This window comes from uncultured Phyllobacterium sp. (genome assembly GCF_902479695.1).
Lineage (GTDB): Bacteria > Pseudomonadota > Alphaproteobacteria > Rhizobiales > Rhizobiaceae > Phyllobacterium > Phyllobacterium calauticae.
In genome coordinates this window covers 22,310-34,806 of sequence record NZ_CABSQF010000045.1, presented here as the reverse complement: position 1 = coordinate 34,806, position 12,497 = coordinate 22,310, and the positions used below count along the sequence as shown (strand labels likewise).

The 12,497-nt window shown below is 60.2% G+C and carries 12 protein-coding genes; 5 read left to right on the top strand and 7 right to left on the bottom strand.

What is annotated here, in order from left to right; all coding sequences use genetic code 11:
* The 6 genes from kdsA to tpiA all read right to left on the bottom strand — a co-directional run.
* Nucleotides 1-690, bottom strand: a 690-nt coding sequence (gene kdsA, locus RDL77_RS20640) for a 3-deoxy-8-phosphooctulonate synthase (RefSeq protein WP_288194530.1), incomplete at its 3' end; no start/stop codon positions are given.
* On the bottom strand, nucleotides 687-1,583 hold the full coding sequence (locus tag RDL77_RS20635; protein ID WP_288194529.1) for a VOC family protein: 897 nt from the start codon (nucleotides 1,581-1,583) through the stop codon (nucleotides 687-689). The genes kdsA and RDL77_RS20635, both read right to left, overlap by 4 nt.
* Before the next feature lie 55 nt (nucleotides 1,584-1,638).
* Nucleotides 1,639-3,267 (bottom strand): CTP synthase, encoded by a 1,629-nt coding sequence (locus RDL77_RS20630; RefSeq protein WP_223615006.1) that lies wholly within the window; start codon nucleotides 3,265-3,267, stop codon nucleotides 1,639-1,641.
* Nucleotides 3,268-3,412: 145 nt separating this feature from the next.
* Entirely contained in the window at nucleotides 3,413-4,093 is a 681-nt protein-coding gene (locus RDL77_RS20625) for a L,D-transpeptidase (RefSeq protein WP_223615007.1), read from the bottom strand.
* Between the two features lie 208 nt (nucleotides 4,094-4,301).
* Entirely contained in the window at nucleotides 4,302-4,760 is a 459-nt protein-coding gene (secG, locus tag RDL77_RS20620) for a preprotein translocase subunit SecG (RefSeq protein WP_288194528.1), read from the bottom strand.
* Nucleotides 4,761-4,872: 112 nt separating this feature from the next.
* The gene (gene tpiA, locus RDL77_RS20615) at nucleotides 4,873-5,637 is read right to left on the bottom strand and encodes a triose-phosphate isomerase (RefSeq protein ID WP_288194527.1); all 765 of its coding nucleotides are present in this window, start codon (nucleotides 5,635-5,637) and stop codon (nucleotides 4,873-4,875) included.
* Between the two features lie 154 nt (nucleotides 5,638-5,791).
* Between tpiA and RDL77_RS20610 the strand changes: the two genes are divergently transcribed.
* From RDL77_RS20610 to glp, 5 genes are read left to right on the top strand one after another with little or no spacing between them, the layout of a single operon-like run.
* Nucleotides 5,792-7,684, top strand: a complete 1,893-nt coding sequence (locus tag RDL77_RS20610; RefSeq protein ID WP_288194526.1) for a SurA N-terminal domain-containing protein — start codon at nucleotides 5,792-5,794, stop codon at nucleotides 7,682-7,684.
* A gap of 18 nt (nucleotides 7,685-7,702) precedes the next feature.
* The gene (gene trpD / locus RDL77_RS20605; RefSeq protein ID WP_288194525.1) at nucleotides 7,703-8,722 is read left to right on the top strand and encodes an anthranilate phosphoribosyltransferase; all 1,020 of its coding nucleotides are present in this window, start codon (nucleotides 7,703-7,705) and stop codon (nucleotides 8,720-8,722) included.
* 2 nt (nucleotides 8,723-8,724) lie between these two features.
* Nucleotides 8,725-9,543 carry an indole-3-glycerol phosphate synthase TrpC gene (gene trpC, locus RDL77_RS20600; protein WP_288194524.1) on the top strand — a complete coding sequence of 273 codons (819 nt, stop codon included), beginning with the start codon at nucleotides 8,725-8,727 and terminating at the stop codon, nucleotides 9,541-9,543.
* Nucleotides 9,540-10,040 (top strand): cyclic pyranopterin monophosphate synthase MoaC, encoded by a 501-nt coding sequence (gene moaC, locus RDL77_RS20595; protein ID WP_288194523.1) that lies wholly within the window; start codon nucleotides 9,540-9,542, stop codon nucleotides 10,038-10,040. Before trpC ends, moaC begins: the two co-directional genes overlap by 4 nt.
* Before the next feature lie 3 nt (nucleotides 10,041-10,043).
* A complete protein-coding gene (gene glp, locus RDL77_RS20590) occupies nucleotides 10,044-11,252 on the top strand; it encodes a gephyrin-like molybdotransferase Glp (RefSeq protein WP_288194522.1) in 1,209 nt (402 codons plus the stop codon).
* A gap of 91 nt (nucleotides 11,253-11,343) precedes the next feature.
* Here the strand turns inward: glp and RDL77_RS20585 are convergent, their stop codons facing one another.
* Nucleotides 11,344-12,393: a Gfo/Idh/MocA family protein gene (locus RDL77_RS20585; RefSeq protein ID WP_105732872.1), complete on the bottom strand. Its 1,050-nt coding sequence runs from the start codon at nucleotides 12,391-12,393 to the stop codon at nucleotides 11,344-11,346.
* Nucleotides 12,394-12,497: the final 104 nt, after the last annotated feature.

The following is a 12,497-nucleotide window of genomic DNA, read 5'->3' as shown; positions in this document are numbered from 1 at the left end:
GCCACCGGCGCCCCGCGCCGGCGTCTCGAAAACCCCGCGCCGCCCGCCGGTGGAACCGCCCTGCCCGCCCGGCTGCTGCACCGAATGAGTCGCATCGAAAATCACCGGCGCGCCGAAGCCCGCCATGATCGGCAGCGAACGCATGTCCGATACCAGCGTGTTGTAGCCGAAGGATGCGCCGCGCTCGGTCACCATCACATTCGGGTTGCCGCTTTCGGTGACCTTGGCAATGACGTTCTTCATATCCCAGGGTGCAAGGAACTGGCCCTTCTTGATGTTGACCACCTTGCCGGTCCTGGCAGCAGCGATCAGCAGATCCGTCTGGCGGCAGAGAAACGCCGGGATCTGCAGCACATCGACGACTTCGCCCAGAACCGCGCACTGCTCTTCCGTGTGAACGTCGGTCAGCGTCGGCAGTCCGAACTCCTTGCGGATATCGGCGAAAACCGGCAGCGAATTTTCAAGGCCGAAGCCGCGCTTGCCGGTCAGCGACGTCCGGTTGGCCTTGTCGAAGCTCGACTTGTAGACCAGTCCGATGCCGAGCTTGCCCGTCAGCTCCTTCAGCGCGCCCGCCATGTCGAAGGCATGCTGGCGGCTTTCCATCTGGCAAGGCCCGGCAATCAGCGAAAACTGCGCGGTATTGGAAAAGGCAACCGGGCCGGCGGAGACAGTGGAATTCAGGGACATCAGGCAGCCTCAAATACAATGGCAGCGCCCTGTCCCGGTGCCCTATGCACAATCAGGCGGGAGCCGCGCTTTTCGGTGGAGATATTGTTGTTGGCGAGCAGTGTTTCAACCGCAGCCAGATCGCGAACACCGACAACAAAGGCCTGCAAGCGCAAACCCCGCTCGTTTTCCGGCGCATCCAGACCGAGAAAGGATCGAAGGCCGGCAGGCGTCAGCACGGTGATGTTGGCATTGGCAGCACGGATATCCATGCCGAAGGAATGGGCATTGACGTCGCGCTGGTTGACCAGTTCCTGCAACGGATACTGGAAATCCGTCGGATTGACTTCCGACAGTACGATCTCACGCAAGCCGACCGCACCATTCCTGTGAGTCTGCAGGGCCGTGCGATCCACTTTCGGCGGATTGACACGCTGGCAGGTAAAGAAGAAGGCATCGGGAGCCCGCAGGTCCGCGGCAAAGGCAAGACGGAACCCCGCCACGCCTTCCGCACCATCCGGTGTTTTGAAGCCACGCGAAAATTCCAGCATCCGACCGGCCGATATACCGGATTTTACAAAGGCATCGTGATCGGCGCCGGCATCCTGCGTTCCCATGACCAGGGCGGAAAAACCGTCCTGGCCCTGGCGGAAACGGTAGGCCTGATCGCGGGCGACGAAGACATTGCCGTTGCGCGCCTCGGTTTCACAGGTCTCGCGCTGGGCAATGGCCAATGGTTCCAGAAACGTGTCGTCACTGAAGAACACACAGGCGTTTTCAGTACCAAAAGGATGAATGCCGACAGGCGCAACGGTAAAGCCGAGCGCTTCCAGACGCTGGCGCGCCGTATCGAGGTCCACCGTCGGCAGAACCAGATGATCAACAGGTCGGGGCGTGCGCGGAGTTGCTATGGTCATGGGAAAAGGGTGTGCCTCAATGCGGACTGCAATTCAAGCCACACCCCATATTGTTTCAAACGAGCCGGCTCTGGTCCATGGCCGCCCGGATGAACGAGGCGAACAGCGGATGCGGTTCGAATGGCCGCGACTTCAGTTCCGGATGGTACTGGACGCCGATGAACCATGGATGATCGGCATATTCGATGGTTTCCGGCAGAACACCATCCGGCGACATCCCCGAAAACACCAGACCGCAATCTTCCAGACGGTCCTTGTAATCGATGTTCACCTCGTAACGGTGGCGATGCCGCTCGAATATATCGGTCGAGCCGTAGATGTCGGCAATCCGCGTGCCGGATTTGAGCATGGCTTCGTAGGCGCCCAGACGCATGGTGCCGCCGAGATCGCCAGCCTGCGTGCGCTTCTCCAGCATGTTGCCCTTGAGCCACTCGGTCATGAGACCGACGACCGGTTCATTCGTCGGGCCGAATTCGCTGGACGATGCCTTCTCGACGCCGGCCAGCGAACGAGCGGCCTCGATGACCGCCATCTGCATGCCGAAGCAGATACCGAAATACGGGACCTTCTTCTCGCGGGCAAATTTTGCCGCCAGAATCTTGCCTTCCGAGCCGCGCTCGCCGAAGCCGCCCGGCACCAGAATGCCGTGTACCTTCTGCAGATAGGGCGTCGGATCTTCCTGTTCGAAGATTTCCGATTCGATCCAGTCGAGATTGACCTTCACCTTGTTGGCCATGCCGCCATGGTGCAGGGCTTCGATCAGCGATTTGTAGGCATCCTTGAGGCCGGTGTACTTGCCGACGACGGCAATCGTGACCTCGCCTTCCGGATTGTGGATACGCTTGCTGACCTCGTCCCAACGCTCCATGCGGGGCTTTGGTGCAGGATCGATCCCGAATGCCGCCAGAACTTCCGAATCAAGGCCTTCCCTGTGATAGGCCATCGGAACGTCATAGATCGTATCGACGTCGAGCGCCTGGATGACCGCGGACGAGCGGACATTGCAGAACAGCGACAGCTTGCGGCGTTCCGATTCCGGAATCTCGCGATCCGCACGAATCAGCAGAATATCCGGTGCGATACCGATCGAGCGCAGTTCCTTGACGGAGTGCTGGGTCGGCTTGGTCTTCAGTTCACCCGCTGCGGGGATATAGGGCATCAGGGTCAGGTGGATATAGACAGCGCTGCCGCGCGGCAGGTCGTTGCCGAGCTGGCGGATCGCCTCGAGAAACGGCATCGCTTCGATATCGCCGACCGTACCGCCGATTTCGCACAGCACGAAATCGTAATCCTCATTGCCGTCGACGATGAAATTCTTGATCTCATCGGTGACGTGCGGAATCACCTGAACGGTCGCGCCGAGGTAGTCACCCCTGCGTTCCTTCTCGATGATGTTGCGGTAGATGCGTCCGGTGGTGATATTGTCCTGCTTGTTGGCAGGACGCCCCGTAAAGCGCTCGTAATGACCAAGATCGAGGTCAGTTTCAGCGCCATCGTCGGTCACAAAGACCTCGCCGTGCTGATACGGCGACATCGTGCCGGGGTCGACGTTGAGATAAGGATCAAGCTTGCGAATCCGTACACGGTATCCACGAGCCTGAAGGAGGGCTGCCAAAGCAGCTGCGGCGATGCCTTTTCCGAGGGAAGAAACCACGCCACCAGTGATGAAAACATATCGGGCCATGGGCTTATCTCGTTAGTCCTTTGTGAGTGATTTGGCCACAAAAAAATCGGCATGAAAGCCGTTTTTCCCGTGCCAATATCTTTTTCAAACAAGCAAAACGGCCAGACGTTAGGTCTGGCCGTTTCAATTCAGCGACGAATAGTTCTTACAGTACAACCACTTCCGTGCCAACAGTAACGCGGTTGTAAAGATCGATCACGTGGTCATTGACCATGCGGAAACAACCGTTCGAAGCGGAGCTGCCGATGGTCCAGGGCTGCACGGTACCGTGAATACGGATATAGGTATCCTTGTTGCCCTGCGAAAGGTAGAGAGCGCGCGCGCCGAGCGGATTGCCTGGACCACCGTCCATGCCGTTCTCATACTTGGCGTAATGATTTGGTTCGCGCTCGATCATTTCCTTGGTCGGGATCCAACGGGGCCATTCGCGCTTGGTGCGGATTTCGGCGGTACCCTTGAATTCAAGACCTTCCTTGCCGACGGCAATGCCATAGCGGCGTGCGGTCGTGGAGGACTCAACCAGATAAAGGAACTTCTGCTTCGGATCGATGACGATGGTGCCGGTCTTGTAACCGGTGAAGGAAACGTCCTGCGGCAGATATTTGGGATCAAGCGAATAGTTGCGCTTGGCCGCCGCCGCCGTTGCACGGGCGGGCTTGCGGGCCTGCGAAACCTTGGCTGGTTTTGCCGTGGAAGCGGTTGGCGTCGTGTCAACCTTTGCCGCATCGGCAGGCGTTGCGGCCGTATTGACGGTGGACTGAGCGAATGCCGATCCGGACATGGCCAGAACAGAAATTCCGATGAGCAGAGAGCGACGTGAAATCATAGTGTTAGTTCCCGGATAATATGCACGCGCCATCAGCGGCACTTGCCAGGCCCCCAAGGCCAAACCTGACTATGGCGATATCTGAAGACTGTTTTCCACTCAATGCAAATCACCGTGAAGAACAGCCCAGACTGATTCTTCACCGCCAAGGGTTGCGGAAGCGCAACACATTTGCTGCGCATCCGCAAAGAATCAGTTTCAGCGGCGGTTACTGCGAATTGGGAACAGGGTTTGCAGGCTGTGCCGGCGCAGCAGGCGCAGGCGCTGTTGATTCGGCCGGTGCCGGAGCCGCTGGTGCGGCCGGTGCCGAAGCGTCAGACGCCGGCGGCGTCGTGGTCGCAGCACCCGGAAGCTGATTGAGAATGCCGCCCGATGCCGGCTGTCCGCCGGTTGCGGGCTGTCCACCCGTCGTTGCCGGGATACGGTTGAGAATATCCGTCGGGCTTTCGGCGTAGCGCGACATGATGCCGAGCGCCAGGGACGTGATGAAAAAGCCCGTCGCAAGAATCGCCGTTGCCCGCGTAAGCACGTTGGCAGCGCCGCGTGCGCTCATGAAACCCGAGCCGCCACCGATCCCAAGACCGCCACCTTCAGAGCGCTGCATGAGCACAACTCCAACGAGGGCAAGTACAATCAGAAGATGAATGACGATGACGACGGTTTGCATGGGGTATTTTCTGCTTTCTAGGTGTCGGACGCGGCTCTTTACACCGTATCTCTTAATAAACCAAGCCCGTCAGCGGACAGTTTTCTCGGCAATTCGGCGCTTTTGATGCTCGTCAGAGCGAATGGTACGCCTCACAGATGGCCAGGAAGTCCACGGCTTTCAAGCTCGCGCCGCCAACAAGTGCGCCATCGACGTTCGCGATGCCCAGAAGCTCGACCGCATTGGAGGGCTTTACCGAACCGCCATAGAGAATGCGCTGCCGCGCGCCTTCCGCACCAAAACGCGCGGTCAGCGCCGCACGGATCGACGCGTGAACCTCACGGACATCCCCGGCGGTCGGCGTCAATCCGGTCCCGATCGCCCATACGGGCTCGTAGGCGATAACCGTATTGGCAGCGGTGGCTCCATCGGGGATGGAACCGGCGAGCTGCGTTGCAATGATATCGAGCGTCGCTCCGGCCTTGCGCTGTGCTTCGGTCTCGCCGATGCAGATGATCGCGACCAATCCCGCATCCCATGCGGCGACGGCCTTGGCATTGACCATTGCATCGGTCTCGCCGTGATCCGTGCGCCGCTCGGAATGTCCGACAATGACATGCGATGCGCCGGCATCCTTCAACATGTCGGCGGAGATATCGCCCGTATGCGCGCCGGACCTTTTCGCATGGCAATCCTCGCCGCCAATGGCAAGCGCCTCGCCTTCGACGGACTGGGCTGCCCGGAAAACCAGCGTGGCCGGCACACAGATCAATGCGTCAATCTTCTCGCCAATGGCCGAATTCGGCCGGTTGACGATAATGCGCAGTTCATCCAGAGACTCTCCCGTCCCGTTCATTTTCCAGTTACCAGCGACGAGTGGACGGACATCAGGGGTCATTCGGCGTTCCTCAAGACGATAGATTTGATGATTTCTCGGTCATTTGATTGTCTGACTAGCAAATTCACTTGATAAAGCAATCGACACAAGCCCTTCATGACGCTATTCCCCTAAGCAATTCAATTTGAGCCTCATACTGTTACGGTGACTTTCTATGCTCGATTCCTTGCGCGACGTGGCCCAGACCTGGGTAGCCAAGCTGCTTCTTGCTCTTCTTGGCGTCAGTTTTGTTGGCTGGGGCGTTTCCAATACCATTCTCAGCGCCGTCGGCAATGGTTCGGCGATCAGCGCCGGAAGCTCGAAAGTCTCACCGGTCGAATATCGTCTGGCCTATGACCGTCAGCTTGCCGCCCTGCAGCAGCGTTTTGGCCAGCGTTTCACCCGTGAACAGGCCGATGCCATTGGCGTCAGCAACCAGGTGCAGGCGCAGCTTGTCGCCGGCGTCGTGCTCGACGAGGAAGCGCGGAAGATGTCGCTTGGCCTGTCCAAGGATCGCCTGGCGCAGCTGGCCGCCGAAGATCCGGCGTTTCAGGGACCTGACGGCCGTTTCAATCCCGGCCAGTTTGATCTGGTGCTGCGCAATGCCGGCATGACCCCGCAAGGCTATCTCGACAGCCGCAGCAAGATCGCCCGCCGCCGGCAGATCGTCGAAGCCGTCGCCGACGGCATCACGGTGCCCGATACGCTGCTGAAGGCGGTCGCGACCTATAAAGGCGAATCCCGCACCATCGATTACGTCTCGATGCCGAAATCCTTCATCACCGACATTCCCGCCCCCAGCGATGCGGACCTGAAGACCTATTTCGACGCGAACAAGGAAGCCTACGCCGCGCCGCAGTATCGCAAGATCACCTACGTCAAGCTTGAACCCAAGGACATTGCCGACCAGGCGTCGGTTTCGCCCGAGGAGATCAAGGCGGAATATGACAAGAACATTGCCCGCTATACCTCGCCGGAAACCCGCACCATCGAACAGCTGACCTTTGCCAATGCCGATGCAGCCAAGGCTGCCCACGACCGTCTGGCTGCAGGCACCTCATTCGATGATGAAGTGAAGGCCGAAGGCAAGACAATGAATGACGTGCGTCTTGGTACGTTCCAGCGCAACGCCCTGCCCGACCAGACCATTGCCGATGCGATCTTCAAGCTTCAGGCCGGAAATGTCAGCGATGTGATCACCGGCGCGTTTGGCCCGGTCATCGTGCGGGTGACTGCCGCCGCACCGCAAGTCATCAAGCCGCTTTCCGAGGTGGAGAAGGATATTCGCGAGACGATCGCGCTTTCCCTCGCCGCATCGTCTGTCATGTCCGTGCATGACGCCTATGAGAATGCCCGGGCCGACGGCGCGACCATGGCCGATGCCGCCGCCAAACAGAACCTCAAGGTGGTCACCATTGATGCCGTCGACCAGTCGGGTCGCGGACCGGACGACAAGGAGATTCCTGGTATTCCGTTCGGTGAAAATCTTCTGGCTGCCGCCTTCCTTGCCGATCAGGGTTTTGACAATGAGCCGCTCAATATCGGTCCGAACAGTTTCCTCTGGTACGATGTCACCGGCATCACACCGGCACGCGACCGTACGCTCGACGAAGTGAAGGCGCGGGTCACGGACAACTGGCGGACGGCCGAACTTGAAAAGCGCCTCAACGAAAAGGCCGAGGAAGTGCGCAAGCGCGTTGCATCCGGCACATCGCTGGACGACATCGCGGCGGAATTCAAGTTCACCAAGGAAACCAAACGCGGCATCACGCGCCAGTCAAAGGATACCGACCTCGGTGTCGGCGGCGTTGCCTCGGTGTTCGACGGGCCCAACGGTCTGGTCGGTGTTACGGAATCGGCGGCGGACCAGTCGAAGCTGATCTTCAAGGTGACGGAATCGATCGAACCGTTGAATGTGGGACCGGACTCGCTGACCAAGGCGGAGAAGGACACCTTCACGTCCCGCCTGTCCGACGATCTGCTCGATCAGCTGGTCATGCAGTTGCAGACCGTCTATCCCGTCACCATCAACAAGACCGTTATTAATCAGGCGCTTGCCCGCCAGTGATTGCAGTGAGACCCAGGAATGGCTGAACTGAAACGTTTCATCGGCATTGCGGCAGCGGGAAAAGCGCTTTCCCGCGAGGAAGCCGTGGAAGCCTTCGACATCATGATGTCGGGACAGGCAACCCCGGCGCAGATCGGCGCCCTGCTCATGGCCCTGCGGGTGCGCGGCGAGCAGGTTGACGAGATTGCCGGAGCGGTCTCGGCCATGCGCTCGAAAATGCTTCCCGTGAAGGCCGTGCCCGGCGCCATCGATATCGTCGGCACCGGCGGGGACCAGTCGGGTTCCTACAACGTTTCAACCTGCGCCGCCTTTGTGGCGGCTGGCGCCGGCGTGCCGGTTGCCAAGCACGGCAACCGTGCCCTCTCCTCGCGCTCTGGCGCCGCCGATACGCTGGCGGCGCTCGGCATCAACATCGAAATCGGTCCGGATCTGATCTCCACCTGCATCGAGGAAGCCGGTATCGGCTTCATGTTCGCGCCGTCGCACCATCCGGCGATGAAGCATGTCGGCCCCGCCCGGGTCGAACTTGGCACCCGCACCATCTTCAATCTGCTGGGACCATTGACCAATCCTGCAGGCGTTACCCGCCAGCTCGTCGGCGTCTATGCGCCCGAATGGGTTGAACCCATCGCGCAGGTATTGAAGAACCTCGGTTCGGAATCCGTATGGGTCGTGCATGGCGATGGTCTCGACGAGATCACCACGGCGGGCGTCACCAAAGTCGCTGCCCTTGAAAACGGTGCGATCCGCACCTTCGAGATCGAACCCGAAGCCTTTGGCCTGCGCCTTGTCGATCCCCAGGATCTCAAGGGCGGCACGGCGGAAGAAAACGCGGTCTCGCTGCTCTCCGTCCTTGACGGCGCGCATGGTGCCTATCGCGATATCACCCTGTTCAATGCGGGTGCCGGACTGGTTGTCGCTGGCGCCACCGCCGACCTGAAAACCGGCATCAGCATGGCGGCCCATTCCATCGACAGCGGTGCGGCGCGAAATGTGCTAAAGAAGCTGGTGCACGTATCCAACAGCAAGGTTGACTGACCATGGTTGATATTCTTCGCAAGATCGAAGCTTACAAGCGTGAAGAGATTGCTGCCGCCAAGACACGCCTGACCGTCGATGACCTCAAGGCCCGGATCGGGGATCAGGACGCGCCGCGCGGTTTCCTCAACGCTTTGCAGCGGAAACGCGCCGCCAATACATTCGGCCTGATCGCCGAGATCAAGAAGGCGAGCCCATCCAAAGGCCTGATTCGCCCTGATTTCGATCCACCCGCGCTGGCCAAGGCCTATGAACAGGGGGGCGCAGCCTGCCTTTCCGTGCTGACCGATGCACCGTCGTTTCAGGGTGCGCCGGAATTTCTGACTGCAGCCCGCGCCGCCGTCAGCCTGCCTGCCCTGCGCAAGGATTTTCTCTTCGATACCTATCAGGTCTTTGAAGCCCGCAGCTGGGGCGCCGATTGCATTCTGATCATCATGGCGAGCGTCGACGATGCGCTGGCCGCAGCGCTCGAAGAAACGGCGATGGCACTTGATATGGATGTCTTGGTCGAAGTGCATGACGAAGCCGAGATGGAGCGGGCGCTAAAACTCACCTCGCCGCTTCTTGGCATCAACAACCGCGATCTGCGCACCTTTCATGTGGATCTCGCCGTGTCCGAACGGCTGGCCAAAATGGTCCCGGCGGACAAGCTGCTCGTCAGCGAAAGCGGCGTTTTCACCCATGCGGACTGCCAGCGCCTCGCCAAATCCGGCATCGGCAGCTTCCTCGTCGGCGAAAGCCTGATGCGCCAGAGCGATGTGGCGGCGGCGACCCACGCGCTTCTGCATGGCACAGCGGACCAGCAGACAAGCGCCGCATGACAACCGCGCCGAAGCTGACCCATCTCGACAGCACCGGCGCGGCCCATATGGTCGATGTCGGCAGCAAGGCCGAGACTGAACGGGTTGCCGTGGCGGAAGGGTCCGTGCGGATGCTGGCGGAAACGCTCGCGCTGATCCTTTCCGGCAATGCCAAGAAGGGCGATGTCATCGGCACGGCCCGCATCGCCGGGATCATGGCTGCCAAGAAAACCCATGACCTCATTCCGCTCTGCCATCCGCTGCTTCTGAGCAGGATCAGCGTCGATATCGATGCCGACAAGGCCCTGCCGGGTTTGCGTGTGCGTGCCACCGTCAAGCTGACGGGTAAAACCGGTGTCGAAATGGAAGCGCTCACCGCGGTTTCCATTGCGTGCCTGACGATCTACGACATGGCAAAAGCCGCCGACAAGGGTATGATCATTCAGGATATTCGCCTGTTGCAGAAATCGGGCGGAAAATCGGGCGATTGGTCCGCGGAAACTTCAGACGGGAATTGAACGATGGCAGACCTCCTTCCGGTTGACGAAGCGCTGCGGCGCATCCTGGCCAATGTGGATCTGCTGGAACCGGAAACCGTTGCGCTCGGCGACGCGGGCGGACGCGTTCTCGCTGCCGACCTGCATGCCCGGCGCCAGCAACCGCCCTTTGCCGCCTCGGCGATGGATGGCTATGCCGTGCGCGCCGCCGATGTCGCCAGCGTGCCTGTCCGCCTGAAGCTGGTGGGTCAGTCCGCTGCCGGGCATGCCTTCCAAGGCTCGGTCGATCCGGGCGAAGCCGTGCGCATCTTCACCGGCGCACCGGTGCCGGCGGGTGCCGACAGCGTGGTCATTCAGGAAAACACTTTGCCGCATGGCGATGAGGTGGAGATTGTCGAAACGATCGTCCTTGGCCGCAACATCCGCGCGGCCGGCCTCGATTTCAACAGCGGCGATGTCCTGCTTGCCGCTGGCCGGCAGCTTGATCCGGCGGCCCTTGCCCTCGCCGCATCCGCCGATCATCCGCATCTGTCCGTCGTGCGGCGTCCGCGCGTTGCGATATTGGCAACCGGCGATGAACTGGTCAGCCCCGGCGAAAACTACCGGCCCGACCAGATCATTGCTTCGAACAGTTATGGTCTTGCTGAAATCGTCCGCAATGCGGGCGGCATCGCCATCGATCTGGGCATTGCCGAAGACCGGCTCGAAGCGTTGAGCGATGCGCTGGACCGCGCTGTTGCAGCGCAGGCCGATATCCTGGTGACACTGGGCGGCGCCTCGGTTGGCGACCATGATCTGGTCCAGCCTGCCCTTGCCGCGCGCGGCATGGAACTCGATTTCTGGAAAATCGCCCTGCGCCCCGGCAAACCACTGATGTTCGGCCATCTCCAGGGCATGCGCATTCTCGGCCTGCCCGGCAATCCCGTATCGAGCCTGATCTGTGCGCATATATTCCTGACGCCGCTTATCCGCACCTTCATGGGACTATCGCACGCGCCCGATCTGCGCGCTGCGGTTCTCGGCACTGATATGCCCACCAATGACCAGAGGCAGGATTATGTCCGGGCGCGCGTCGTCACCGGACCGGATGGCACGCTGACCGCGACGCCGTTTCCGCTGCAGGATTCATCCATGCTGAAATTCCTCGCCGACGCCAATGGCCTGATCATCCGCGAACCGCATGCGCCAGCCCTTGTCGCCGGTTCGCCCTGTACAATCCTGATGTTACGCTGATTTAAAAACCGGGCCTCTGGAGTCATGGGTCAGTCCACAACTCCAGAGCGGTATCGCCTGAGAGCAACCCAAGGCAATTCTTATACTCAAATCAGGCAGTTAACCGGTGCTCTCTACGGTCACTTTCCGTTATATTGGCAAGGTCTATTGCTTTTTGCAACCTAGACGCGTGCCGGAAAGATGGTTCGAGTGTTTTGCCCTGTTTGACCGCCTCGACAAACCGCTGATAGTTCGTCGCGACAGGCTCGACCTCGACCTCTTTCCACACCGCCGTTTCCACGTCATCGCCGAGGCAGACCAGCAGCTTGGAGCCGTCATGACGGTGCACGACTTCGAATGCACCCTTGTCGCCGTAGACGCGCAGGCGCAGCTCATTGACATGGCCCGTGGCCCAGCGGCTTGAATGGACGACACCCAGCGCGCCATTGGTGAAGCTCACCGTCATGGTGAAACTGTCATTGGCGTCGAGTTCATATTCGCCGATGCGATTGCCTTCCGCCTTGTCGAATGCCTTGAGGCGGCAGAACACCTCGTCGATTTCCGTATCCGTGCCATAGACGACGAAATCGAGAATATGCACGCCGACGTCGCCAAGCGTGCCGTTGGAGCCGTGCTTCTTTGACAGACGCCAGAGCCAGCGGCTTTCTGTCTGCCAGTCGCCCCACATTTTCGAGACAAGCCAACTTTGCAGGTACGATGCTTCCACGTGCCTGACCTTGCCGATCTGGCCGCTGGTGACCAGCTTGCGGGCCGCCTGCAGCTGCGCGACATTGCGATAGGTCAGGTTCACCATGCCGACGAGACCCGCCGCCTCGATCTTGTCGGCCATTTCGGCGGCATCTTCATAATTGGCCGCAAGCGGCTTTTCGCAGAACACGTGCTTGCCCGCCGCGATGCACTGCAGGGTGGTGGCGTGGTGGATGCTGTCGGGCGTGACGTTGGCCACCGCATCGAAATCGCCCCAGGCCAGTGCCTCCTCCAGCGAGGTGAATGCCCGCTCGATGCCATATTCCGCGCGGAATGCTTCCGCCCGGCCCGGATCGACATCCACCGCGCCCGCCAGTGTTACCCCTTCGATTTCAGCGAAATTCTTGGCATGGGAATTGGCCATACTGCCGGTACCCAAGATCAAAAGACGCATTGGTCCAGTCCTTCATATGAATGTGCCGCACGCTGCAACGCGGTGCCGGCATTGATACTGCGGATATTGGAAACGGCCGCGCGCGGGCCGTCCCCGATCGGATC

Coding starts and splice junctions, on each gene's coding strand:
- RDL77_RS20635 (WP_288194529.1), bottom strand. CDS start 1,583: ATGACCATAGCAACTCCGCGCACGCCCCGACCTGTTGATCATCTGGTT.
- RDL77_RS20630 (WP_223615006.1), bottom strand. CDS start 3,267: ATGGCCCGATATGTTTTCATCACTGGTGGCGTGGTTTCTTCCCTCGGA.
- RDL77_RS20625 (WP_223615007.1), bottom strand. CDS start 4,093: ATGATTTCACGTCGCTCTCTGCTCATCGGAATTTCTGTTCTGGCCATG.
- secG (WP_288194528.1), bottom strand. CDS start 4,760: ATGCAAACCGTCGTCATCGTCATTCATCTTCTGATTGTACTTGCCCTC.
- tpiA (WP_288194527.1), bottom strand. CDS start 5,637: ATGACCCCTGATGTCCGTCCACTCGTCGCTGGTAACTGGAAAATGAAC.
- RDL77_RS20610 (WP_288194526.1), top strand. CDS start 5,792: ATGCTCGATTCCTTGCGCGACGTGGCCCAGACCTGGGTAGCCAAGCTG.
- trpD (WP_288194525.1), top strand. CDS start 7,703: ATGGCTGAACTGAAACGTTTCATCGGCATTGCGGCAGCGGGAAAAGCG.
- trpC (WP_288194524.1), top strand. CDS start 8,725: ATGGTTGATATTCTTCGCAAGATCGAAGCTTACAAGCGTGAAGAGATT.
- moaC (WP_288194523.1), top strand. CDS start 9,540: ATGACAACCGCGCCGAAGCTGACCCATCTCGACAGCACCGGCGCGGCC.
- glp (WP_288194522.1), top strand. CDS start 10,044: ATGGCAGACCTCCTTCCGGTTGACGAAGCGCTGCGGCGCATCCTGGCC.
- RDL77_RS20585 (WP_105732872.1), bottom strand. CDS start 12,393: ATGCGTCTTTTGATCTTGGGTACCGGCAGTATGGCCAATTCCCATGCC.